This is a genomic window from Myxococcus sp. CA039A (assembly GCF_013336645.1).
Lineage (GTDB): Bacteria > Myxococcota > Myxococcia > Myxococcales > Myxococcaceae > Myxococcus > Myxococcus llanfairpwllgwyngyllgogerychwyrndrobwllllantysiliogogogochensis.
Genome location: NZ_JABUMQ010000084.1, coordinates 1 through 24,701, shown reverse-complemented (window position 1 = coordinate 24,701; position 24,701 = coordinate 1). Strand labels below are relative to the sequence as shown.

Sequence of the window (24,701 nt, the reverse complement as noted above, 5' to 3'; positions counted from 1 at the left end):
GGTCCAAGGGTGGACCCATCGCCGGGACTCCGGAACCAACACCCCGCGAGACACTACACGTCGCAGTCCAGCGGCCCCTCCGGGGTCCACGCGCGCTGGAGCATCAGCGAAAAGGCGGTGAGCACCACGGCATCGCGCTCCTCCGCCGACAGGTCCGTTGCCATCCACAGCGTCGCGGGGTTCACCACCTGCACGGAGGCCACCGTCCGCTCATCGCGGAGCAGGTGGAAGCCGAGATAGGACACCGGCAATCCGTGCTGGGACTGGCTGGCGCTCAGGACACTCAAGCGCACCTCGCCCACCTGCGCCTGCCCTCGTACGACCGGGGCCTCCGTGACGGCTCTCTGGCGCTCCGCGGACTGCGTGAGCTCCACGCGCCCGCCCCCTTCCAGCTCGCAGAGGACACGGCTCTGGCCGCGGCCCACGGTGAACTGCCCCTTCAACGCCTCCAGCTCCGCCTGCACGCCCGTCATCTTCTCCTGGCACTCCACCTTCGTCGGACGGGATGACGGCACCCCTGAAGCCAGCGTGAAGCGATAGGCCGACTTCCGCTCGCAGGCGGTGGCGTTGCGCAGCGAGCCGCTCATGAACTCGACCGCATCGGTGGCATACAGCGCGGAGTATCCAGCGGCGGACAGAGTGCCCCCCGTGCCCAGGAACCGCTGGTGCCGCTCGATGGGGACCGGACGGGCCTCGCGCGCCAACGTCTCCGGGACCGCGAGCCTCAACGGGCTGCACGCGACCCCATTGCCCACCATCAGCCCCATCATCAGGACTCCCACCCACCTCTTGCTCCACATCGCCTGACTCCCCCTGACGGGTGCCCCACGTGCTCCCCCGGCCGGGGTGCGGACGCCGCGCCTTGTCGCGGTTCATACGCAGCGAGCGCCGCGCCCTGGCTGTGACTCGCCGAGACCCGTACCCCGAGTGACCGAGCCAGGTGGCCGCTGGTCGAGGTGCCGGGGGGCGGAGGGAGCCCGAAAGCTTGGAGGGCAGGCGCGCTTGGCCTGGGTGCCAGAGCCGGGACTTCAGGTATGCTTGCCGGGCTTTCGGACCCGTGAGGCCGGGTCCCACACGATGAGCGGACAGCAGGATGAAGGGGGCCGGGGTCGACTCCTCAGGCCCGCTCGAAAGGTTCACACACATGAAGCGACTGGCACGAGTCGGTCTGGTGTTCGGAGTTCTCGCCCTGGGCGGCACGGTGGCCTGTAAAGGCGAGGAGGACCTCGCCAAGCCACACCGCATCAAGGGCAGCGATCACCTGAGCAAGAAGGAGTACAAGGAGGCCGCCGCGGCCTACGCGCTGTCGCTCCAGGCGGACCCCAAGCAGGAGAAGGTCTGGGAGAAGAAGGCGTTCGCCCACCTCCAGCTCGGGGAGATGGACAAGGCCAGCGAGGCCGTCCTGAAGATCCTCGAGATGAAGACCACGCCGGCCGAGAAGGCCGAGACGTACCGGACGCTCGCCAGCATGAACATGCAGGGCGGCGCCACGGAAGCGGCCGAGAAGTACTTCAACGAGGCCCTGAAGCTCGAGCCGAAGGACGAGGCGTCCCTCGGGTGGATTGCTGAAATCTACGCCCAGCGCGGTGGTGCGCGCTCCATGGCGGCGCCCATCGTCAAGGCCGACCTGGAGAAGTCGCTCAACTATTACGACCAGGTCATCGCCCTCAACCCCAACTCCGCCAACACGTACCTCAACAAGCGCGTGGTGATGGGCCGCCTCATGGAATACGAGCGGCAGCAGAAGGAGATGGCGCTGTCGGAGGCCACCGAGAACGCGAAGGACCCGGCCATCGTCGCCGAGGCGAACGCCCGCGCCGCCGAGCACCAGAAGCGGATGGACGAGTTCCAGGGCCAGTTCGCGGACATGACCAAGAAGTTCAGCGACGCGCAGAAGGCCACCAAGGCCCAGGCGGCGAACGCGCAGTAGTCCCCTCGCCTTCCTGAAGCTCCAGGGCCTGGAACCGCGCACCGGTTCCAGGCCCTTCGTTTTTTCTCGAAGGCAGAAGCGTTTCCTGGAGGTCACGGGGTGATTCCGTCGTGCCCCGAAGGCGCCGTGCGCATTACGCTGCGCCCCTCAAAACTTCACAGGGAGGCTCGTGTATGGACGTGCGCGCGGCGGTGGCGCTCGAGGCGGGAAAGCCGTTGAGCATCGAGACGGTTCACCTCGAGGGGCCCAAGGCGGGAGAGGTGCTCATCGAGCTGAAGGCCACCGGCATCTGCCACACGGACGAGTTCACGCTCTCCGGGCAGGACCCGGAGGGCTTGTTCCCCGCCATTCTCGGCCACGAGGGCGCGGGAGTGGTGGTGGACGTGGGGCCGGGCGTGACGTCGGTGCGCAAGGGCGACCACGTCATCCCGCTGTACACGCCGGAGTGTCGGCAATGTAAGTCGTGCCTGTCGCGCAAGACGAACCTGTGTACGGCCATCCGCGCGACGCAGGGCAAGGGCCTGATGCCGGACGGCACCAGTCGCTTCCGGTTGGGCAAGCAGAGCGTGCACCACTACATGGGCACGTCCACCTTCGCGCAGTACACGGTGCTGCCGGAGATCGCCGTCGCGAAGATTCGCGAGGACGCCCCGTTCGACAAGGTCTGCTACATCGGCTGCGGCGTGACGACGGGCATCGGCGCGGTGGTGTACACGGCGAAGGTGGAGGCGGGCGCGCGCGTCGTCGTGTTCGGACTGGGCGGAATCGGGCTCAACGTGGTGCAGGCCGCGCGCATGGTGGGCGCGGACCAGATTGTCGGCGTGGACATCAACCCCGCGCGCAAGGCCATGGCGGAGAAGTTCGGCCTCACCCACTTCGTCAACCCGAAGGAAGTCGAGGGGGACCTGGTGCCCTACCTCGTCAACCTGACGAACGGCGGCGCGGACTACAGCTTCGAGTGCATCGGCAACGTGAACACGATGCGCCAGGCCCTCGAGTGCTGCCACCGGGGCTGGGGCGAGAGCATCGTCATCGGCGTGGCGGGTGCCGGGCAGGAGATCAAGACGCGGCCCTTCCAGCTCGTCACCGGGCGCGTGTGGAAGGGCAGCGCGTTCGGCGGCGCGCGTGGCCGCACGGACGTTCCCCAGATTGTCGACTGGTACATGAACGGGAAGATCAACGTCGACGACCTCATCACCCACACGCTGAAGCTGGAGGACATCAACCAGGGCTTCGACCTGATGCACCGGGGCGAGTCCATCCGCAGCGTGGTGAAGTACTCATGACGGCCGCCCCCACACTGCTGAGCCAGCACCGCTGCTTCGACGGCACCGTCGGCTTCTACAAGCACGTGTCCGAGGCGTGCGGGGGTGACATGCGCTTCGGCGTCTTCGTTCCGCCTCAGGCGCGGGAGCGCAAGGTGCCGGTGCTCTACTACCTCGCCGGCCTCACGTGCACGGAGGACACCTTCCTCATCAAGGGAGGCGCGCAGCGCGTGGCCTCCGAGCTGGGGGTGATGCTGGTGGCACCCGACACCAGTCCTCGAGGCGCGGGCTATCCCGGCGAGGACGCGTCCTGGGACTTCGGCGTGGGCGCGGGCTTCTACCTGGACGCCACCCAGGCGCCCTGGTCCGCGCGCTACCGCATGGGCACGTACGTCACCCGGGAGCTGCCCGCGCTCATCGCCGAGCACTTCCCCGCCCGGGAGGACCGCGAGGGCATCTTCGGGCACTCCATGGGCGGCCATGGCGCGCTGGTGTGCGCGCTGCGCAATCCGGGGCGATACCGCTCCGTGTCCGCCTTCGCGCCCATCGTCGCGCCCATGCGCGTGCCGTGGGGCCAGAAGGCCTTCAAGGGCTACCTGGGCGAGGACACGGCCACGTGGCGCGAGTACGACGCCACGGAGCTGATCCGCTCCGCGAAGACGCGGCTTCCTCCGCTGCTGGTGGACCAGGGAACGGGCGACAAGTTCCTCCAGGAACAGCTCAAGCCGGAGCTGCTGAAAGAGGCCTGCGAGGCCACGGGGCAGCCGCTCACGCTGCGCATCCATGACGGGTATGACCACGGCTACTACTTCATCTCCACGTTCATGGAGGACCACCTGCGGCACCACGCCGCGGCGCTGAACGCGTAGCCTCGCGGACACCTCGCGGGGGCCCGGTGACGGACACGTCCGGGCCCTCCGCGAGCGAGCAAGCCCGACCACTCGTCGGCTTTCGCTCGGGCCCTCGCGCTCGCCTTTGACGACCCTTTCGTCGAGGCATAGGGTGGGAGATCCGCTGGAGGGCCGGGCGATGACGGGTGCACTTCCATCCACGACGACACCGTCCGGCACGGGGCGCCTGAACCGGCCCCGGAGGCTCGCGGTCGAAGCGCTCGGCTGCGGGCTGCTCGTGGTGGCACTCGAAGGGGCCCACCACGGCGCGGAGCACCTGGGAGTGAGCGCCACCGACGGGCGCCTCTTCATGTCCCTGGCCGCGGGCGTCGTCCTCGCCTGCCTCACGCTGGTGCTCCAGCCGCTGTCCGGGGCGCACTTCAATCCCGCCCTCACCTTCGCGGACGCGCTGGAGGACGGCACGCCGTGGCGGGACGTGCCGCGCTACGTGCTCGCGCAGCTCGGCGGTGGCCTGGTCGGACGGCTGGTGGCCCACCTCATGTGTGGGGAGCCCCTGCTCATCGCGACGCGCGCGCCTTCGGCCAGCTCCGCGCAGTTCCTCACGGAGCTGGTCGCCACATTCGGCCTGCTGGTGGTGGTGCGCGGGTGCGTGCGCAGCCGGCCCTCCGCCACGCCCCTCGTCGTCGCGGGCTACGCCGCCGCCACCGTCTGGTTCACCGACTCGCGCTCGCTCGCCAATCCCGCGCTCATCCTCGCGCGCGCGGTGAGCACCCGCGCCAGCGCCCTGCATGCGATGGATGTCGAGTCCTTCGTCGCCGCGCAGATGCTGGGCGCCACGCTCGCCGTGCTGCTCTTCCGTTGGTTGATGATGCCCGCGGAGAAGCCCGCGCACAGGCCCTGGTGTGTCGTCTTCCAGTGCTCGCGTCCAACCGTGGCCGAGCAGGCCGTCACCGTCTTCAATGGCCTCTCCGCCCAGGACCGGGCCCGGGCCACGGTGGATGGCGCCGCGTGTGACGGGGATGCGAACGGACCGCCGCCGCTCGTGGTGCGGCTGGTCCTGGCCGGTGAGGATGCGCCTCCGTTGGCGGGAGGCGGCGCTTCCTGGCGGGTGCCCATGAGTGAAGATGGCACTCCGGATGAGGTGCAGCGACTCCGAGCGTCACTGCGCGAGCCCATCCAGCGATTGTTGCGCGAGCGCGGATGGTCCCGGCTGCACGCCGTGGGCGACGCGGCGCACGAGGCACCACGCCACACCACCTGAAGTCTTCGCTCGACGAAGGAGAGGCTCACCCTTGATGGAAGGACTTCCGCCGGCCGTCTCCTGGCCGCCGCTCGAGACGTTGATGCGCTTGACGCTGGCCTTGGGCGTGGGGCTGTTCGTGGGGTTGGAGCGCGAGTGGCGTGGCAAGGAGGCCGGCTTGCGCACCTTCGGCTTCGCATCGCTGCTGGGGGCGATGGGCGGGCTGCTGGGCACTCCGTTCGCCATCACCGCCGTGGCCCTGCTGGGTGTGCTGGTGGGCTTCCTGAACTGGCAGTCGCTGCGGGCGAACGAGGGCGCGGAGCTGACCACCTCCGCCGCGCTCCTCGTCACCGGCTTCACCGGAGTGCTGTGTGGATTGGGGCATGTGGTGACACCCGCGGCGGTGGCCGTGACGAGCGCGGGGCTGCTCACATGGAAGGAGCGACTGGCGGGCTTCAGCAGCAAGATCACCGCCGAGGAGCTGCGCTCCGCCATCCTGCTGGCCATCCTCGCCTTCGCCATCTACCCGGTGTTGCCGACCGCGCCCGTCGACCCATGGGGGCTCATCGTGCCCCGCGTGGCATGGGTGACGGTCATCCTCATCGCGGCGATGGGGTTCGTGAACTACGTGTTGCTCAAGCTCTTCGGCACGCGCGGCGTGGAGGTGACGGGATTCCTGGGAGGGCTCGTCAACAGCACCGTCACGGTGACGGAGCTGGCCCATCGCGTGAAGGAGACGGACGGACGGCTCCAGGACGTGGCGTATCGAGGCGTCATGCTGGCCACGGCGGCGATGGCGATGCGCAATGCCGCACTGCTCGGCATCCTGTCCTATCGGGCGCTGGTGAACTCCGTGGTGCCGCTCACGCTCATCCTGCTGTCGAGCATCGGGCTCGCGCTGGTGAGGGCCCGCAAGACTCCGAGCAGCGCGGCCGCCGTGCCGTCGCTGCCCCTGGAGAGTCCCTTCTCGCTCACGTCCGCGCTCAAGTTCGGAGCGATGCTGCTGCTGTTCCAGGTCGTGGGCACGGTGGGGCAAAGTCTCCTGGGCCACGCGGGCTTCTATGCGGTGAGCGCGCTGGGAGGACTGGTGTCGAGCGCCTCGGCGGTGGCCTCGGCCGCGTCACTGAGTTCGCATGGGTCGCTGTCACCGACCACCGCGGGAGTCGGCGCCACCATCGCGTCACTCGCGAGCGCCGCCGTCAGCTTCGTGGTGGTGGCACGAGTGGCGGGGCAGCGGGCGCTCACCGTGCGATTGGGATGGGCCCTCGGCACGGTGTTCGTCCTGGGCCTCGCCGGGGCCTTCGTCCAGACCCGAATCGGAGGGCTGTTCCCCTGAGCCCTGGGGCCGAGTCGAGCGGGTCGGTCCGCGGCTAACGACGCTTGCGCGAGCCGCCGCCGACCAGCGCGAGGAGGATGCCGCCCGCCAGCGCGGCGCCGCCGCCCGCGATGTACAGCGTGGTGTTCTCGCTGTACTTGCCCGTGAGGGCCTGCGTCGCGCGCTCGGTCAACGACTCGCGCGCATTCAGTCCCGTCCACAGCAACACGCCGCCCGCGACGGCGAGCATCACTCCCACGAGCCGAATCATTCCCACGGTGACTCCTCGAGTTGAACCGAGAGCGTTATAGCGCCCCAGGAGAGCGCCCGGTGGAAATGCGGGCCGAGGGGATGGGCGTCCCCCAACGGCGTCGCCTGCCTACTCCTGCGCGGACGACTGAGCCGGCTGCTTGGGCTGCTTCGCCAGGTCCATGAGCTTCCTCATCCGGGTGGCGGTGTCGTCCTCGGGGAGGATTCCAGCCTGCTCCGCGATGGTGTCCGCCGCCTTCCGCCGACGCTCTTCCTGCAGCGCGGCCACCGCTTCGTGGTCGGGAAGGTTCGGCCCGAGTCCCCCCACGACGGCGGCACGAATGCTCATCGCTGCGTTCCTCACCACCTGCGCGTTCTGGAAGACCGTCCCCTGCTCCTTGGACTGCGTCGCGCCGGTCCCGTACGCGGACACCACGCCACTGAGGAGCGTGAAGGCCTTCACGGAGACAAGCCTCCCGCCGCTCGACCCCACCGCGTCCTCCAGCATGACATGCGGCATGACCCACACATCCGGAGAGATGCCCTTCTCACGGGCGGCGGAGATGCGATCCTCATCCGACGCACCGATTCGCGCCGCGCTGCCAGTCAGCCCCGTCACCGGCACGATGCGCAACAGGGGGTCGGCGGAGAGTTCGCGCCGGAGAGATTCGTCGAGCTGCTTTCGGTCGAGCGCCTTGGAGAGCGCTTCAGCGACCGTCGTCTCGAACACGGCGACCTGGATGGGGTCCTGGGGCGAACGCCGAGGTGCTTCGGCGATGGCCTTGGCGTAGGCCTCCTTGTCGCGCTCCTTCGCGTCGATGCGTGCCTGCTCCGCCGGGTCCGAGCTGCGAACGGTGGTCTTACCGTCGAGCCCCGTCGAGGTCGTGGTCACGGTCATGCCGGCACAACCGACGAAAGCGAAGACAACCAGGGCTGAGACAAGGGCGCGCGAATACATGTCATCTCCGGGGGGACTGTGCAGGAGGACTGACCATGGACCGTCAATGTCCATGGGCACGCTCAGGACGAGGTCCCTGGAGAAAAATTCACACGGGACAGGGGCGGTGTCGCGCGCCCCGAGCGGCCCCAATGGGCGCGCCCTCAGGCCAGGCGATACGGCTCGCCCCTGAAGCCCTCTGCGCGGAGTTCGTCCGCGAGCACGAGGTAGGGGTTGTCGGCCGGGTCCAATCCGCGCAGGAACGCGTCCCATGCGGCGCGGTCCGCCGCCTCATCGAGGGGCACGGTAAGCGACTCGAACCAGGCACGCGGAATCGGTGGTTCGGCGGAATGGTCGAAGGTCCGTGCGCTGTGCGAGAACCCAGCGCTGCACGGATGGGCCGCGCTCAGTGCGGCCAAGGTGCGTTCCAGCCAGTCCTCATACCCACTCGACGCGGGCACCACCCTGCGCGCGAGGTGCGCGGATTTGACCGCGGTCCATTCGAGCGCCGTGCGGCTCTTGCCCCAGGCGAAGTGCAGGTCATCGAGGAGGATCAGCGCCTTCTGGCGAGGCCCGTCGGGATCTCCCTTGCGATTGACCTCGTCACGGACGTCGTCGAAGTCCAGGCTCCTCGCATAACCCTTGTCGAGGATGGACGCCCAGGCGGCCTCGACACGCTGGAGCGGATCTCCGACATCCGTGTGGCCATCCAGCCGAAAGAGCACCCATTCCAGGCAAGCCAGACCAAGAGTCGCCTTGGCTTTGTAGTCGAGCGACCAGACCTTCTCGACCAACTGCCGAGGCTGCGCGTTCGGATCGCTGAACGAGACAGCGATTTCGTTGCTCCAAGCGAAGGACAGCGGCGCCGAAGACAGGTCGGCGGGCATGTAGCGAGGACGGTGAAGCACGCGAATCTCCAGTCCAGCGTCCTCGATACACGTCAGCGACAGGCTTCAGCGCTTCGTCCGCCCTTTGACCGCGCCGCGCGCCTTGCCACCCGACACGGATGACTTGCCGGGCTTCGCCGCGCTCTTCGCCTGGACCTTGGGAGCCTTCGACCGGGGCGACTTCACCTGGGTCTTGGGCACCTTGGACCTGGTCGGCTTTGCCGTGGCCACCTTGGCCTTCGCGACCTTGGCCTTGGGCGACTTCTTGGCGACGGGCTTCGAAGGAGCGGCCTTCTTCACCGGAGCCTTCTTTGCCGGAGCCTTCTTTGCCGCGGCCTTCTTCACCGGAGCCGAAGCCTTGCCCGAAGCGGCCTTCTTCACCGTGACGACGGGCTTCTTGCCGACCGCCTTCGGTCTCGCGGTCGGAGAACGCGCCACCGGGGCCGCGTCCGCGGACACCTTGGCCGCACTGCGTTTGACGGCGGTCGTGCGCTTCGGTGCCTTCTCGGGCGAGGGCTTGACGCTCTCGCTCTTGGGCCCTGGCTGCGTGGCTACCTCCGTCGTGGGCCGAGAAACAGGCGACTCGGACACAGGCGGAGCGCGGACTTCCGCCGCTGGGGGCGACAGACGCTCAGGCGACTTCGCGGGGACCTCCGCGGGCCGCGCCGCCGCCACCTCGGGCGTCGAACGCGCTGCGGGCTCTCGCTGCTCGCGAACCGGCGGCTTCGCCGGAGGCTCGGGCGGAACCGAAGGCTGCCAGTTCTCCGGCGCGAACTCGGGCTTCGTCTCCGCGGGCGGCTTCGGAGGCACGAACACGGATGCGGGGCGGTTGAAGCGAGAGTCCTTCGACGCGGGCTTGCCTCCACGTCCCGGCCCCTGCCCATGACGCGGCTGCGAGGGCCGGCCACCCTTCCCCACGGGCTGGCTCTGCGAGGCCAACGCACGCAGCCGGTCAAAGCCGGGATGCGGTGACGCCCCCATGCTCTCGCTCGTGCTCGGATCCGACCAGGACGTCGTCGTGTCAGGCACCTCGGGAACGGTTTCCTCGCGGACCTCTTGCGTCTCCTGCACGGGCGCGCTGCTCACGTCCGAGCTCGCGCCCTGCTCCGGCCGCACGAACATCCGCCGCTTCGGCCCGTGAGCTTCTCCCGGGGACCGAGCCCCCGGAGGACCGGCTTGCGTCTTCGCCGTGTCGTCTCGCCAGGGCTTCTTGAATGTGGACTCGCTGCGGGGAGGCGAGGCCTCCTCGCGTCGCCCCTCGCGCACGAAGCGCCCACGAGGACGAGAGGGTTCCTCACGCGCGGCCCAGGAGCGAGCCGGCGCACCCTTGCTCGTGTCTCGCTCCCACTGTCCGGGCTTGCCCGGCTTGGGCTTGCCGTACGGCAGCTGCTGCTCGCGCGGCTCGGGGCGACGACGCGCGGGTGCGCCACCCTCATGACGCGACAGCGGCGCTTCGCCCACGAACTGGAGCGCGTCGAAGTCGATCTTCCGCGCCGTCGGATTCGCCGACAGCAGCCGCACGCGCAGCTTCTGCCCCACGCGCACGCGCCGCCCGTTCGGATACACGAGCGAGTGCGTCTGCTTGTCCAGCTTCGAGCCGGGCCCCAGCGTCTCCGCCTTCACCAGACCCTCGACGTGCTCTGCGTCCAGTTCGACGAAGAACCCGAAGTCGGTGATGGCCGCCACGGTGGCCGCGAACTCCTCGCCGACGCGGTCCTTCATCATCAGGGTCGCGTAGAAGGACACCACCTCCCGCTCCACCTGCATGGCCGCGCGCTCCCTGTCGGAGCACTGCATGGCCATGTCCTCGAGCTTCTCCTCCTCGCGGTCCAACATCGCCAGGGACGGCTTGCGCCCCTCCCTCGCCCAGTGCGCCTTCAACAGCCGGTGCACCAGCAGGTCCGGATACCGCCGGATGGGCGAGGTGAAGTGCAGGTAGTGCTCCGCCGCGAGGCCGTAGTGGCCCACCTTCGACGGCGTGTACACGGCCTGCATCATCGAGCGAAGCAGGAGCTGGTTCAGCGCCCGCTGCTCCGGGTGACCCGTGAGCTGGCTGATGAACGCGTCCAGCTCCTTCGAGGACACGCCGTCGTCGATGACCAGCTTGAAGCCGTACGCCTGCGCCAGCGCCCCGAAGGCGGCCAGCTTCTCCGGGTCCGGCTCGCCATGGAACCGGTACACCGTGGGCAGGCCCTCGTCCTGGAAGAAGCGCGCCACCGCCTCGTTGGCGGCGAGCATGCACTCCTCGATGAGCCGGTGGCTGTCCTTGCGCTCGCGCTTGTCCATGCGCTCGGGCAGGCCGTCCTTGCCCAGCACCACCTTGTGCTCGGGGATGTCGAAGTCGATGGCGCCCCGCTCCTTGCGCATCTTCATCAGCGCGCGGGCCAGCGACATCATCTTCTCGAAGTGCGGCTTGAAGGCATCGCGGTGCGGCACGCTCTTGCCGTCGAGGACGTCCTGCACCTCGTTGTACGTGCAGCGCGCCGCGCTGCGCATCACCGCCGGGTAGAGCGTGGACGAGCGCCGCTGTCCCTGGGCGTCGAACGTCATGTCCGCCACCATGCACAGCCGGTCTTCGTCCGGCCGCAGGGAGCAGATGCCGTTGCTGAGCCGCTCCGGAAGCATGGGCAGCACGCGGTCCGGCAGGTACACGGACGTCGCGCGACGCAGGGCCTCCGCGTCCAACGCGCTGCGCTCGCGCACGTAGTGCGTCACGTCCGCGATGGCGACCACCAGCCGCCACCCGCCCGCGAGGTCCTCCACGTACACCGCGTCGTCGAAGTCGCGCGCGTCCTCACCGTCGATGGTGACGAGCTGCATCGAGCGCAGGTCCTTGCGCTGCTCGCCGCTCGCCTCTTCCTCCGACACCTTCACGGCGTAGCGGTCCGCCTCGTCCATGACCTCCGGAGGGAACTCGTCCGAGAAGCCCTGCGAGTAGGCGATGCCAATCACTTCCGAGCTGGGAGTCCCCGGCTTGCCGAGCGAGCCGGCCACCTCGCCGAACAGTCCGCGTCCCGGCTCCAACAGGTTCGCGCCCACGCCCAGGCGCACCTTCACCAGGTCTCCTTCCTGGGCCATCTGCGTCTGCGGCACGCGGATGGGGCCGGGAAGGCTGGTATCGGTGGGAAGCACCAGCGCATGGCGGCCCTGCGTCGTGTAGACGCCCACCGCCAGCTCGCGGCGACGGTCGACGACGCGCACCAGGCGCCCCTCGTACCGGCCGGGCCGCCCCGCCACTTCCACCACCACCCGGTCATTGTCGAGCGCGCGCTGCGCCTCGGCCGGAGGCAGGAAGATGTTCTCGCCCTCTCCACCCACCGGATGCACGAAGCCGAAGCCGTCGCGGTGGACGTGGAGGATGCCCTCCACCGTGTCCAACACCTCGCCGAACGCCGGACGACGAGGGCCCCGATGACCGAAGCGCTCGCGCCCCTCGTCACGACGCGACGAGCCTGGCTTGTTGAAGTCCCGGCGCTCGCGGCCACGCGCGCCGTCGGTCCGCGCGAAATCTCGCGAGCCTTGGGCGTTGGGTGAGCGGCCCTTGAAGCCACCGCCCTCCTGGCCTCGGGCACCCTGGCCCGTGAGGCGTTCGCGCGTGGGGGCGTCGTAGGGGCGCCCCTTCTCCTGCCGGGGTCGGTGGTCGCCGCGCACGGCGACGACGTCCGGCACGTCGGGAGCTACGGGGGGAGGAACAGGCAGGCCGTCATCACGCCGAGGTTGGGGGCGCAGGAAGCGCTTGCCCTCCTTGACGATGTGGCCCTGACGCACGAGGTCCCGGAGGGAGCGCTTGAGCTCGGTCTGCTGGCCAGGGTGCAGGCCCGCGAGTCGCAGGAGCTCCTTGATGCCCAGCGGGTGGTCGGCGTCGGAGAGGATCTGCTGGAGAAGGTCGGAAGAAATGCTCACGGTGGGGTCGCGGCTCGGCCGCTACGGGAACGGGTAAGCCCGAAGCGGCCGGGCGGGAACCCCCCGGCGACCGACTGCTTCCCGGAACCTTCTCCAGGAAGCGAAGTTCAGGGCTTGACCGTGACGTTGATCTTGAAGGAGCGGTCCACCAGGCCCGGCGTCAGCGCCTTGGCCAGGAAGAACTCCACCTCGAAAGTCCCCGGGTTTCGGGGAGTGAAGAAAAACTCGCGCGTGGCCGAGCCGCCGTTGGGACCCGGTTCGAAGTTGGCTTCGCGCAGGCCCACGCGCTTGGCCGCCGTCGGCTCGATGGCCCAGGTGAACCCGGGCTGCTCGGGCAGACGCACGGTGAGGCCGTGGTTGAGCTTCACGTCGACGGACGTGGGCACCTCGCCCTCGATGTGGACCATCTCCATCTCGTCGCGCGATACGGCGCGAGCTTCCGACGGACGCGGCTCCACGTTCTCCGCGGTGATGCGACCACCCCAGCCGGAAAGCTTGTCCACCACGCCCATCACCTGCAGCGTGTGGCCCACGTTCTTGCGCAGGCTCTTGACGGCGGCCTTGCCCTCGATGAGGAACGACACCTGCTGGCGCGTGCCGCCGTTGGAGACGACGAGGATGAACTCCTCGCCGTTCATCTCCAGATTTCCGCGCACGGCCGCGAAGCCCTTGATGCCCGCGCCCATGCCGGCCGCCGTCACCATGGAGACTTCACCGGGCGACAGGTAGCGCAGCCGGGGCTCGGTGTCCGCGGGCGGAGCCTCCACGACCTCGGCCTCCGGCTTCTTCGCGGAGTACTTGCGCACGTCCACCACGCCGCCGTGGTTGGTCGTCTTGCGGATCATCCCGCTGACGGAGACCTTGTGGTTCACGTAGGCGGGGAGGACTTCCTGATCCGGTCCCTGCAGCAGGAACGTGAGCTCTCGCTTGTCGCGCCCCACCACCACCAGGTTGGGCATCTCGTTGAGGACGACCAGACGGCCCTTGAGGCTGCCCTCGCCCATCACGCCACGACCCTCGCCCGCGGTGAGCAGCTGCTCCATCTCACGCTTGGTGAGCGGCTCGCCCGGGGGCGGCAGCTTGGTGGCGCGAGGACGCGGCTTCTCCACGGCGGGAACCGCGGGAGCGGAGGCGGCCTTTCCGGCGCCCTTGCCCGTCGTGCCCTTCGTTCCAGCGGGAGTCTTCGCAGCGGGAGCCGCCGCCTTCGCCGTCGCGGACTTCGCGGCGGGAGCGGGCTTCGCCGCTGACTTCTTGGAAGGCGCCTTCTCCGCGGCCTTCTCCTTCTCGACAGCCTTGTCCTTCTCGATGACCTTCTCCTTCTCGGGAGCGGTCTCGACGGCCGCCTTCTTCGCTGCGGCCTTCGCGCCCTTCGTCACCGAATCCCCGACCCCCTTCACCAGCTTCGTCGTCGAGGTAGCGACCCGCTTGGACGCGTTCTTGATCAGGTCCAGCCGGGCGGATTTATCCTTCTTCGCGGCGGACTTCGCGCCAGTCTTTCCAGCGGGAGTCGCCTTCTTGGCCCCGGACTTGGGCTTGGCCATCGACGCTGTCTCCTTGAGAGTTCCCGTGTACTTTCAACGGGTTGCCACGCCACCCCCAGGAGGACTGGCAGGCTTCGCGATGATTGGAGCTTGTAACGATGATCAGATGGGCTGTCAAACTAACACTTGATTTTCTCTCGGACTTTGGGTGCGAACCGGGCTGAAGATGACGCCCATGAACGACGCCGCGACGCTGCTTCCGGAAGACGAGGCCCGAGCCCGGGTGCTGGCCCTGGCCACGCCCCTGTCGGCCGAGTGGCTGGCCCTCGATGATGCGCTGGGCAGGACGCTGGCGGAGGACGTGCTTGCCCAGCGGACGCTGCCTCCCTGGGACAACTCGGCGATGGACGGCTACGCGGTGCGCGCCGACGACCTGGCGGGCTCGCTGCCGGTGAGACTGCCGGTGTTGGAGACCGTCTACGCGGGCGGCACGCCGCGCCAGGAGGTTCGGCCTGGCACCTGTGTGCGGATCATGACGGGCGCTCCCCTCCCCGTGGGCGCGGACGCCGTGGTCATGCGCGAGCGGGTCCGCCCCGTGCCGGATGGGGGCGCGGATCAGGTGGACATCCTGGAGGCCGTGGAGTCGGGCCAGCACGTGAGGCCCCGCGGCGAGGACGCGAAGGAAGGGACACTCTTGCTGGCCCGAGGCACCCCGCTGGGCATCCCCGAGCTGGGGTTGCTCTGGGCCCAGGGCATCCTGTCGGCGCCGGTGCCGCGCGCGCCCCGGGTGGCCATCCTCTCCACGGGCGACGAGCTGTGCCGCGCCGACGAGCCTCCCAGGGGCCGCATCGTCGACACCAACGCCCCGTCACTGGCGCTCGCGGTCCGCCGCGCGGGCGGGCACCCATCCCTGCTGGGCATCGCCCAGGACACGCGGGACTCCGTGGGCGAGTTCCTGTCGCGCGCCCACGGCTTCGACGTGGTGCTCACCAGCGCGGGCGTGTCCGTGGGCGAGCGCGACTACGTGAAGGAGGTCCTTGCCGCCATCGGGGTGCAACAGCACCTGTGGCGCGTGGCCATCAAGCCGGGCAAGCCGCTGGTGGTGGGCAAGCGCGGGAGCACGCTGTTCTTCGGTCTGCCGGGCAACCCCACCTCGTCGCTGGTCACCTTCGAGCTCTTCGTCAGGCCGGCGCTCCGCAGGCTGCTCGGCCACACCGACGTGGACCCCTCGCGAGTGCCTGGGCGCCTGGACGGTCGGCTGTCCAAGCCTCCAGGGCTGGCGCACTTCGTCCGGGTGACGGCTGCCTGGAAGGACGGCAACCTCTGGGCGCGCCCCCTGGCCACCCAGACGTCGGGAGTGCTCCGTTCCGCGGCGACGGCCACGCATCTGCTGCACTTCGCGCGGGAAGCCAGCAGCTTGTCTCATGGAGACCCGGTGGAATTGTTGCCGCTCTCCTGGGGGGCTTGAGAAACCGGAGCCGTCCATCGTGCATCTTTGCGGAGGATTTCAGGCGGCAGCGGTGGTGAGTCCGCCTTGACTTGCGCGCATGGGGGCACCAAACAGGGGGCCTCGCATCTGGAGAATGAACCATCATGTCGGACATTCGCTCACCCCAGGTTCTTCCGACCCGTAAACCGACGCAGCACCTGGAGCGGTTCTCGGAGGCGGACATCCCCACGGAGCGGGGGCCCCTGCGGACCATCGTGTTCAGGGATCGCCGCAACGGTCGAGAGCACGTGGCGCTCGTCGCGGGCAACGTGTCCGGTGAGGAAGGGGTGCCGGTGCGAATCCACTCCGAGTGCCTGACGAGCGAGGTCTTCGGCAGCTTGAAGTGCGACTGCCGCGAGCAGTTGGACCGGGCGCTGGACTTCATCACCCAGCAGAAGCTGGGCGTGGTGCTCTACCTGCGACAGGAAGGCCGAGGCATCGGCCTGGGCAACAAAATCAAGGCGTACGCCCTCCAGTCCAAGGGGCTGGACACGTACGAGGCCAACCGTCAGCTCGGCTTCGCGGACGACCTGCGCAGCTACGACATCGCGGCGGAGATGCTGCGCTCGCTGGACGTACGCTCGGTGGACCTCATCACCAACAATCCGCTGAAGATCGCCGGGATGGTGGAGGAAGGCATTCCCGTCCTGCGTCGAATCCCTTCCCGGACCGAGCACAATCCGCATAACGTCGACTACCTGAGGACGAAGCGCGAGCGTACGGGGCACCTGATTGAGCTCTTCGCCGAGGACGACGACACGGAAGCCAAGGCCGGCTGAGAAGACGCCTGCGCGGCGGCGCAACGCCGTCGTGCGCAATCAAGCCCGTGTGCCCTTCGAGGTGCGCTTCTGGGGAGTGCGCGGCTCCATCCCCTCCCCCGGTCCGCAGACGAAGCGCTACGGCGGCAACACGCCGTGCGTGGAAGTGCGGTGCGGGGACGAGCTGCTGATCTTCGACCTGGGCTCGGGAGCGCGTGCGCTGGGCGATTCCTTGCTCATGGGGCCCCCCGGGCCGGTGCGCGGCAACATCTTCATCTCGCACTACCACTACGATCACCTGCAGGGCCTTCCCTTCTTCGCGCCCATCTTCATCCCGACGAGCGAGCTGACCCTGAACGGGCCGTCACGCAACGGGCGCACCACCCGGGAGCTGCTGGGTGGGCAGATGGTGCAGCCCTACTTCCCGGTGACGGCGGAGGGGGCCTTCCGCGCGAAGCTCACGTACCGGGACCTCTCTCCGGGAGGAACGCTCCAGCTCGGCCCCGCCCAGGTGCGCTGGTTGGAGTTGAACCACCCGGGCGGCAACCTGGGGTATCGCGTGGAGTGCGGTGGCCGCTCCGTGGTGTACGCCACGGATGTGGAGCACGGCAGTGATCTGGACTCGGGGCTGTTCGACTTCGCGCGTGGCGCGGACCTGCTCATCTACGACTCCATGTACACGGAGGACGAGTACCACGGCCGCTGTGGGCCGGCGCGCACGGGCTGGGGGCACTCGACATGGCAGGCCGCCGTGGCCGCCGCGGACGCCGCGCAGGTGAAGACGCTGGTGCTCTTCCACCATGACCCCTCGCGCGACGACGCGGCCATGGACAAGCTGCTGCGGCAGGTGCGCAGGCGCCGCCCGGAGGCCATCGCCGCCAAGGAGTCGATGGTCATCAAGCTGTAGCCGCGCGAAGCGGGCGCGGCCCTGGCTTCCTTCAGCTGTCGCGCGCTGACACCGCGCGCTTCACCGCCTCGCGCAGCCCCGCGAATGGCAGGCGCTCCATGGCGGTGGGGACGTCCACCCACTCGAAGTCATCGTGCTCGGGGCCCAGGCGGACCTCGGTGTCCGGCGCGACGTGGACGGCGAAGCCACTCTCCTCCGCGAGCACGGGCGGCAACGTCTCGCCGATGGCGAAGGAGTGACGGTAGGCCAGGTCCTCCACGGGAAGTCGAAGGCCCGTCTCCTCCTCCAGCTCTCGGATCGCGGCCTGGGTGGGTGACTCTCCAGCCTCCACGCGGCCGGTGAGGATCTGCCAGAAGCCGCCGCGCTCGGGACGACGTCGCACGAGCAACACGCGCGCCTCCGGGCCTCGACCTCGCACGACGGCGATGCTGACGGTGCGCATGGGCGCGGGGGCATCCACGCGCTCGCTGTCGAACACGGCGCAGAAGCTCCGGGCGAGCGCCTCTTCCACATCCGGGACAGGGACTGCGTGCCCGCGCTCCCGCTGCATGGAGGTGACACCGGCCTCGCGGATTCCGCAGGGCACGATGAAGCGGAAGTGCTCCATCTTCGTGTTCACGTTGAGCGCGAAGCCGTGCGTGGTGAGCCACCTGGACAGGTGGACACCGATGGCGGCGATCTTCCGCGCGTCGGGCGCACCCTCCTCGCCAATCCACACGCCGGGCCACTTGACGATGGGGCCCGCGGTGATGCCCCACTCGGACAGGACCTGCATGATGGAGCGCTCCACGTCACGCACGTAGCGGCGGACGTCGCGGCGCGACTCGGGGAGCAGGAAGATGGGGTAGCCGACTATCTGGCCGGGCCCGTGATAGGTGACGTCGCCGCCCCGGTTGGTCTCGAAGACATTCACGTCCTCGGCGGAGAGGCTCGCGTCGGAGGCGGTGATGTTCTCCCGCTTCGCGCCCCGGCCCAGCGTGAGCACGGGCGGGTGCTCCAGCAACAGCAACACATCGCCGCTCAGGCCCTCCCGACGTGAGTCGCCGAAGAGGCGCATCAGGTTGAGGCCGTCCTCGTACTCCACCCGGCCGAGCCGGTAGACGGTGATGGTGTTCACGACGTTCCCTTCCGCCGGCCCTTTCGAGGGGGCGTCGGCTTCGTCACGTTCTCGAGTTCCCAGGTACCTGGGGGAACCCGCTGGAGGAGTGCCTGGAGTTCATGGCCGGCGCGGGGGGAGCGCTCGGCCTCGGCGGCGAAGGCGGAGAGGACGCTGTCGGACAGCGAGGTTGCAGACTCACGCAGCGACAGTCGCGCGCGGGCCATCTCCACGTAGTCCTCGCGCGTGGGCGGGTGCAGGCTGAGCAGCACCTGGACGTGCTCCAGGATGCTCACGGGGATGACGCCACGTACCGCGCGCGACAAGGCCTCCGTCGTGGGCACCAAGAGGCGCTCCTCGCCTCCGCGCAGGATGAGTTTCCCCGGCTCGGGTGCGAGCCCTCGCGCGCTGAGCACCACGGAGGGCCGCGACTCACGAGCGAGGAAGACGGAGAGCGCGGTCTGGTGCTCCGTGCTCAGGCGATCCACGTCCTCGACGAACAGGGGCGAGGCCGACAGGTCCTCCGCGAGCGAAGCCACCGGGGTGAGGATCCCCCTGCCCTGTCGCTGGAGCATCTGGAGCAGGACGCTCTTGCCCCAGCCCTCGGCCCCCACCAGCAGGATGCAGCGAGCACCCGACTGGAGCGCTCGCTCCATCGACGAGCGGACATCGGGCTGACCCACGAAGTCCATCGCGGCCGAGGCACGCACCGGCGAGCGAGGACGCGTCGGGAGCGGCACGGGACTCACGTCTCCGAGCAGCGATGCGGACTCCGTCAGACACGCCTTGCAGATGAAGGCACCGGCCGGTCCTGCGACCAGGTCTCCGACCTCCGCGCGAGGGCGGCAGCAGAACGAGCACCACGCATCCAGCGCCGCGTCCGCGCGAGCGGGTCCGCGCTCGATGATTCGCGGTCCGCGCCTGCGCCTCGGCGTGGTGTCGTCCTCCGACGCGTGCGCGGCGAAGGCCTCCACATCCGAGTCTCGCGCCTCGGCCTGCCCCGTCGGCGCGAGCACCCCGTCACTGAACGGTTCCTCACCTTCCGGCGAGCCGGGTCTCCATCGTGACTCGAAGAGCTGCTCGTCCACCGCGCCATGTGAACGCTCCGCACGCACGAACTCCGAACCGCGAGAAGGCAACGCATCCCGAGCCACCGACGGAACCATCCCACGCGGAGTGGACCCCGCCGAGGCTGCGCTCCGGCCGATCAGAAACTCCAACCCCTTCGAGTCCCCTGACTCCACTGAGGCCTCGCGCTGAGCGGACAGGAACTCCAACCCCTTCGAGTCCCCTGGGTCCACGGAGGCCGCGCTCCGAACCGGATGAAAGCCTTGCCCCGCGGACGCCCCTGACTCCGCCGAGACCAAGCTCCGAATCGGATGAAAGTTCTGCTGCTCCGAAGCCCCTGACTCTACCGAGGCCGCGCTCCGCGCCGGATGAAGCTTCTGCCCCTCCGAAGCCCCTGACTCCATCGAGGCCGCGCTCCTCGCCGGATGAAGCTTCTGCCCCTCCGAAGCTCCTGGCTCCACGGAGGCCGCGCTCCGCGCCGGATGAAGCTTCTGCACCTCGGACGCCCCTGGGTCCACGGAGGCCGCGACCCGAGCGAGCTGGGCTTCGAGTCGCTGGAGGTCCTCGCTCACTTCCGTGTCCAGCACCCAGGCCGCGAGCTCGGGGGACTTCCCTGTCGGCTGCGACTCCACGTCGCGCAGCGCGTCCTGGATGAGGCGTTGCCGACGAACAAGCTCAGGAAGCGGGAGATCCTCCACGGACAGCACCAGTTGGCCGTCATCTTCCTCCTCGCCCCCTTGAGTCGGCAGAAGCGTCTCCGTCATCCCTTCGAGGCGGTTCACCTCCTCGAGGATGTCCAGGCGGCTCGTATCCAGCCTGCGCGCATGGCGCAGCAACTGGAGCGCTCGGGGGGCATTGCCCGCGTTCCGATAGAACGCCGCCGCTTGCTGGAGGCACTCCACGGCGCGAGTCACGTCACCCCGCAGCTCGGCGGACTGCGCGGCGCGGATCAGCTCGCGAGGGTTCTCGGCCATACGGACAGAGCCTAACCGTCTTGGTGGACCACCGCCCGGCCTCGACGCATTCCACGAGACGCAATCGCCGGCGAGCGGTCAGCCCCCTCCCCGGCGGCCCAGGGGGCATCCCAGCCTCGAAACCCGGGCGACCACGCCACCCGGGCCTCTGGGCGAGACATCACGCCATGGCCAGGAACAGCAGGTCCGGCTTCTCCAGGTACTTGATGACTTCGTAGACGAAGTCCGCGGCCACAGAGCCGTCGATGACGCGGTGATCGCACGACAGCGACAGGTTCATCATGTCGCGGATGACGATCTGATCCTTCACCACGGCCGGGCGCTTCTTGAGCTTGTGCACGCCCATGATGCCCACCTCGGGGTGGTTGATGATGGGCGTGGCGAACAGGCCACCGCTCTGCCCCAGCGAGGTGATGGTGAAGGTGCCGCCCGTCAGCTCCTCCAGCTTCAGCTTCCGCTCCTTCGCGGCAGCTCCCAGACGCGCCGTCTCGCGAGCAATCTCCGCCAGCGTCAGCCGGTCCGCGTCCTTCACCACCGCCACGGTGAGGCCATCCGGCGTCGCCACCGCCATGCCGATGTTGTACTCGCCGCGCACCACCAGCTCCTGCGCCGCCTCATCGAAGTTGGCGTTCAGGTGCGGGAACTTCTTCAGCGCGGCGATGGTCGCCTTGATGATGAACGGCAGGTAGTTGAGCTTGGTGTTGTCACCCGACGCCGCGAGCTGCGCGTTGAGCCGGGTGCGCAGTGCCACCAGGTCCGTCGCGTCCACTTCTTCCACGAAGGCGAAGTGCGGCATCGTGAACTTCGAGCGCACCATCTTCTCGGCGATCTTCTTGCGCAGCCCCCGCAGAGGAACGCGCTCGTCCGCCCGACCCGACGACACGGCCGGCACCGCGGGACGCGCCTGCGCGGGAGCCGCCACCACGTTCTTCTGCTCCCCGCCACCCTCCAGCGCCGCCACCACGTCCGCCTTCGTCACCCGCCCCTGCGGACCGCTGCCCGGAATCGTCGCCAGGTCCAACCCGTGCTCGCGCGCCATGCGCCGGGTCACCGGCGTGGCCAGCACCTTCGACGCCTGCGCCGAAGCACCCGCCGCGGGAGCCGTCGCCTGCGCCTGCGCCGGAGCCGCCGCGGCCGCCTGCGCCGGAGCCGCCGCGCCATGGCCCGCCGCCTGCGCCGGAGCCGCGCCGTCGATCTCCAGCGTGACAAGGGGGTGGTGCACCTTCGCGATGTCCCCTTCCTTGCCGTGCGTCGACACGACGCGCCCGGCCTTCGGGCTGGGGACGGTGACGGTGGCCTTGTCCGTCATCACCTCGGCGAGCACCTGGTCTTCCTTGACGACGTCGCCGGCCTTGACGTGCCACTTGACCAGCTCGCCCTCCATCACGCCTTCACCGAGGTCGGGGAGCTTGAATTCGAAGGTTGCCATGGGGGGTGTCTTTCCGAGAGGAACGGGGGTTGCGTCAAGCCACGAATCGAGGCCCGGTCAGCCGAGCCGCTCGAGGCGCTCGCGCTCCATCAGGCCCTTCATGAAGAACTCGGCGGCGCGGTAGCTGGAGCGCACCAGCGGACCCGAGGCCACGTAGAGGAAGCCGTAGGACTCGGCCAGCTTCTTGTACGACTCGAACTGCGCCGGGGTGACGAAGCGCTCCACCCGCAGGTGGTACTGCGAGGGCTGCAGGTACTGGCCCAGCGTGAGCACGTCCACGCCCACTTCACGCAGGTCCTTGAAGGTCTGCTCCAGCTCCGCGTCCGTCTCGCCCAGGCCCACCATGACGGACGTCTTGGTGTAGAGGCCCTCGGGACGGTTCTTCAGGTACTCGAGCACCTTGAGCGACTGGGCGTACTTCGCGCGGCGGTCTCTCACCGTCGGCGTGAGGCGCTCCACCGTCTCCACGTTGTGGGCGACGACGTGCGGCTTGGCCTCGGCCACCGTGGTCAGGTCCTTCTCCACGCCCTTGAAGTCGGGGATGAGCACCTCGACGATGGTGCGCGGGCTCTCCCGGCGCAGCTCGCGGATGGCGGAGGCGAAGTGGCTGGCGCCGCCGTCCGGCCGGTCATCCCGGTTCACCGACGTGACGACGATGTACTCCAGGTCCATCTCCTTGACGGCCTGGGCCAGATGGATGGGCTCCATCGGATCCAACGGCGGGGGCGCCCCCACCTTCACGTGGCAGAAGCGGCACGCGCGCGTGCACACCTCACCCATCAACATCACCGTGGCCGTGCCACCCCCCCAGCACTCGGCGATGTTCGGGCAGCGGGCCTCTTCGCAGACGGTGGCCAGCTTCGTGCGCTTCACGATGGCCTTGACCCGCTCGTACCCTTCGCCGTGCGGCAGCCGGACCTTCAGCCAGTCCGGCTTGCGGGTGGTCTCAGTCACCTGGGGCAGCGGGAACCGATCAGGAGTCGCCATGGGTCGCGGGCCTTCTATGGTTTGGGCGGAAGACGTTCAAGCCTGAAGCCTCTAACGCGAGGCGTCAGCTCTGGCAGGCCCTTCGCGCGCGTCGCTTTCCTACTAATGCTCCCGCTCCGGCCGGGCAGCCCCGGACCTGGGCACTGGAGGGCCTGGATGTCCCGACTTGGGCGCCGCTGCCCCGACGGCGTGCCGGTCCATCGCTGGCCCTCCTGGTGTGCAGGCATCCTGGCCACCCGCCCCAGCGGACGCCGGACATGGAAAGGCCGTCCTCGGAACCACGCTCCGGGACGGCCTGACCTTCGACGAGCCTGGGCCTAGAAGTGGCGGGGGTGACCCAGCGTGGCCTCGGCGCCCTCGTGGACGATTTCCGAGAGCGTCGGGTGGGCGTGGATGGTGCCCGCCAGTTCCTCGGTGGTGATCTCCAGCTTCAGCGCGACGCACGCCTCGGCCAGCAGCTCCGTGGCGTGGGGCCCGATGATGTGGATGCCCAGCACCTCGTCGTACTTCTTGTCGGAGACGATCTTGATGAGGCCGGTGGCCTCATTGGTGATGGACGACTTCGTCACCGCGCCGAACGGGGCGTTGCCGATCTTGACGTCGTAGCCGCGCTCCTTGGCCTTCTTCTCCGTCAGGCCCACCGAGGCGACCTCGGGGTAGCAGTACGTGGCCGACGGGGTGAGGTCGTAGTTGATGGGCTGCGGGTTCTTCCCGGCGATGTGCTCCACCGCGAGCACGCACTCGGAGCTCGCCATGTGGGCCAGCATCGGCGTGGGGATGACGTCTCCCACGGCGTAGACGTTGGGCTCGCTGGTGCGCAGCATCGCGTCGACCTTGATGTAGCCGCGCTCCGTCTTGATGGACGTCTTGTCCAGGCCCACGTCCTCGGTGACGGGCGAGCGGCCGACGGCGGACAGCAGCAGCTCCGCCTCCAGCGTCTTCGTCTCGCTGCCGACCTTCATGGTGACGCGCACGCCGTCCGCCGTGTGCTCCACCTTCTCCACCGCGGAGCCGGTGTGCACGTCGATGCCGCGACGGCGGAAGAGCTTCTCCAGCTCCTTGGAGATGTCCGCGTCCTCGATGGGGAGCAGCGCGGGCAGGAACTCCACGATGGAGGTCTTGCTGCCCACGTGGTTGAAGATGGAGGCGAACTCACAGCCGACCGCGCCAGCGCCCAGGACAATGATGCTCTTGGGGATGCGCTCGAGCTGCAGGATGGAGTCGCTGTTGAGCACGCGCTTGTGGTCCACCGGCACGTTCGGCAGGGACTTGGGCACCGAGCCCGTCGCGATGATGATGTTCTTCGCGTCCAGGACCTGCTTGGAGCCGTCCTCGGCGGTGACTTCCACCTTGCCCTTGCCGGCGATGCGGCCGTGGCCCTTGATGACCGTCACCTTGTTCTTCTTCATCAAGAAGTCGATGCCGTTGGCACCCTTGGTGACGACCTTGTCCTTGTGCTTCATCGCGTTCGGCCAGTTGACCGTCGGGCTCGACAGGTCGATGCCGAAGTCCCCCGCCTCCTTGACGTGGTGGAACAACTCCGCCGTCCACAGCAGGGACTTGGTGGGGATGCACCCGCGGTGGAGGCAGGTACCGCCCAGACGCTTGTCCTTCTCGATGATGGCCGTCTTCAGCCCGAGTTGCCCCGCGCGGATGGCACCCACGTAGCCGCCAGGGCCCGAACCGATGATCACCACGTCGAACGTCTCAGCCACGCACGCCTCCGTCATTATTTGCGGATGGAACCCGGTGGGGCTGATAACCCCCGCTCCCGGTCGGAATCAAGGAGATTGCTCGTGCGCCGTTTCCCGCTCAGAACCCTCCTCCTGATGCTCGTGGCGCTGCTCGCCTTCACCCGCCTGTGGTGCGTGACGCACCAGGATGAGACGGCCGGGGCCTCGCCCGCGAGCTCCCCCACCCGGGACGCCACCGCCA

General features: G+C 68.8%; 19 protein-coding genes. 8 read left to right on the top strand and 11 right to left on the bottom strand.

Annotation, left to right across the window (positions count from 1 at the left end):
- Nucleotides 1-53: 53 nt before the first annotated feature.
- Nucleotides 54-800 carry a hypothetical protein gene (locus HR086_RS16115; RefSeq protein WP_174466059.1) on the bottom strand — a complete coding sequence of 249 codons (747 nt, stop codon included), beginning with the start codon at nucleotides 798-800 and terminating at the stop codon, nucleotides 54-56.
- A gap of 344 nt (nucleotides 801-1,144) precedes the next feature.
- Here HR086_RS16115 and HR086_RS16110 point away from each other — a divergent pair, with 344 nt between their 5' ends.
- The 5 genes from HR086_RS16110 (at nucleotide 1,145) to HR086_RS16090 (ending at nucleotide 6,622) form a co-directional block, all read left to right on the top strand.
- Nucleotides 1,145-1,930 (top strand): tetratricopeptide repeat protein, encoded by a 786-nt coding sequence (locus tag HR086_RS16110; RefSeq protein ID WP_141645332.1) that lies wholly within the window; start codon nucleotides 1,145-1,147, stop codon nucleotides 1,928-1,930.
- A 173-nt stretch (nucleotides 1,931-2,103) separates the two neighbouring features.
- On the top strand, nucleotides 2,104-3,216 hold the full coding sequence (locus HR086_RS16105; protein ID WP_141645331.1) for an S-(hydroxymethyl)glutathione dehydrogenase/class III alcohol dehydrogenase: 1,113 nt from the start codon (nucleotides 2,104-2,106) through the stop codon (nucleotides 3,214-3,216).
- Nucleotides 3,213-4,064 carry an S-formylglutathione hydrolase gene (fghA, locus tag HR086_RS16100; protein ID WP_174462436.1) on the top strand — a complete coding sequence of 284 codons (852 nt, stop codon included), beginning with the start codon at nucleotides 3,213-3,215 and terminating at the stop codon, nucleotides 4,062-4,064. Before HR086_RS16105 ends, fghA begins: the two co-directional genes overlap by 4 nt.
- Before the next feature lie 160 nt (nucleotides 4,065-4,224).
- Nucleotides 4,225-5,307 carry an aquaporin gene (locus HR086_RS16095; protein ID WP_174466058.1) on the top strand — a complete coding sequence of 361 codons (1,083 nt, stop codon included), beginning with the start codon at nucleotides 4,225-4,227 and terminating at the stop codon, nucleotides 5,305-5,307.
- 34 nt (nucleotides 5,308-5,341) lie between these two features.
- Nucleotides 5,342-6,622, top strand: a complete 1,281-nt coding sequence (locus HR086_RS16090) for an MgtC/SapB family protein (RefSeq protein WP_246137423.1) — start codon at nucleotides 5,342-5,344, stop codon at nucleotides 6,620-6,622.
- A gap of 34 nt (nucleotides 6,623-6,656) precedes the next feature.
- Here HR086_RS16090 and HR086_RS16085 read toward each other — a convergent pair whose 3' ends face one another.
- The 5 genes from HR086_RS16085 to HR086_RS16065 form a co-directional block, all read right to left on the bottom strand.
- Nucleotides 6,657-6,872, bottom strand: coding sequence for a DUF3185 family protein (locus HR086_RS16085; protein WP_217441828.1), 216 nt, complete (start codon nucleotides 6,870-6,872; stop codon nucleotides 6,657-6,659).
- A gap of 108 nt (nucleotides 6,873-6,980) precedes the next feature.
- On the bottom strand, nucleotides 6,981-7,748 hold the full coding sequence (locus tag HR086_RS16080) for a hypothetical protein (protein WP_254626339.1): 768 nt from the start codon (nucleotides 7,746-7,748) through the stop codon (nucleotides 6,981-6,983).
- 203 nt (nucleotides 7,749-7,951) lie between these two features.
- The gene (locus tag HR086_RS16075; RefSeq protein WP_174466055.1) at nucleotides 7,952-8,674 is read right to left on the bottom strand and encodes a hypothetical protein; all 723 of its coding nucleotides are present in this window, start codon (nucleotides 8,672-8,674) and stop codon (nucleotides 7,952-7,954) included.
- A 66-nt stretch (nucleotides 8,675-8,740) separates the two neighbouring features.
- A complete protein-coding gene (gene rnr, locus HR086_RS16070; protein ID WP_174466054.1) occupies nucleotides 8,741-12,577 on the bottom strand; it encodes a ribonuclease R in 3,837 nt (1,278 codons plus the stop codon).
- Between the two features lie 107 nt (nucleotides 12,578-12,684).
- On the bottom strand, nucleotides 12,685-14,118 hold the full coding sequence (locus tag HR086_RS16065; RefSeq protein WP_141645323.1) for a protease inhibitor I42 family protein: 1,434 nt from the start codon (nucleotides 14,116-14,118) through the stop codon (nucleotides 12,685-12,687).
- A 175-nt stretch (nucleotides 14,119-14,293) separates the two neighbouring features.
- Between HR086_RS16065 and glp the strand changes: the two genes are divergently transcribed.
- The 3 genes from glp to HR086_RS16050 all read left to right on the top strand — a co-directional run bounded on the left by glp (nucleotide 14,294) and on the right by HR086_RS16050 (nucleotide 17,212).
- Entirely contained in the window at nucleotides 14,294-15,526 is a 1,233-nt protein-coding gene (gene glp / locus HR086_RS16060) for a gephyrin-like molybdotransferase Glp (RefSeq protein ID WP_141645322.1), read from the top strand.
- 125 nt (nucleotides 15,527-15,651) lie between these two features.
- Entirely contained in the window at nucleotides 15,652-16,326 is a 675-nt protein-coding gene (ribA, locus tag HR086_RS16055; RefSeq protein WP_174456721.1) for a GTP cyclohydrolase II, read from the top strand.
- Between the two features lie 49 nt (nucleotides 16,327-16,375).
- Nucleotides 16,376-17,212: an MBL fold metallo-hydrolase gene (locus HR086_RS16050; protein WP_141645343.1), complete on the top strand. Its 837-nt coding sequence runs from the start codon at nucleotides 16,376-16,378 to the stop codon at nucleotides 17,210-17,212.
- A 31-nt stretch (nucleotides 17,213-17,243) separates the two neighbouring features.
- On the opposite strand, the gene lipB is transcribed toward HR086_RS16050, so the two are convergent.
- From lipB to lpdA, 5 genes are all read right to left on the bottom strand, one after another.
- Nucleotides 17,244-18,329 (bottom strand): lipoyl(octanoyl) transferase LipB, encoded by a 1,086-nt coding sequence (gene lipB / locus HR086_RS16045; protein WP_174466053.1) that lies wholly within the window; start codon nucleotides 18,327-18,329, stop codon nucleotides 17,244-17,246.
- Complete coding sequence (locus tag HR086_RS16040; protein WP_174466052.1) at nucleotides 18,326-20,350, bottom strand: ClpX C4-type zinc finger protein; 2,025 nt, start codon at nucleotides 20,348-20,350, stop codon at nucleotides 18,326-18,328. The genes lipB and HR086_RS16040 overlap by 4 nt, the downstream gene beginning before the upstream one ends.
- Before the next feature lie 160 nt (nucleotides 20,351-20,510).
- On the bottom strand, nucleotides 20,511-21,779 hold the full coding sequence (locus HR086_RS16035; RefSeq protein ID WP_174466051.1) for a dihydrolipoamide acetyltransferase family protein: 1,269 nt from the start codon (nucleotides 21,777-21,779) through the stop codon (nucleotides 20,511-20,513).
- Between the two features lie 57 nt (nucleotides 21,780-21,836).
- A complete protein-coding gene (gene lipA / locus HR086_RS16030) occupies nucleotides 21,837-22,766 on the bottom strand; it encodes a lipoyl synthase (protein WP_141649413.1) in 930 nt (309 codons plus the stop codon).
- Between the two features lie 317 nt (nucleotides 22,767-23,083).
- Complete coding sequence (lpdA, locus tag HR086_RS16025) at nucleotides 23,084-24,481, bottom strand: dihydrolipoyl dehydrogenase (protein ID WP_174456726.1); 1,398 nt, start codon at nucleotides 24,479-24,481, stop codon at nucleotides 23,084-23,086.
- Nucleotides 24,482-24,701 lie beyond the last annotated feature (220 nt).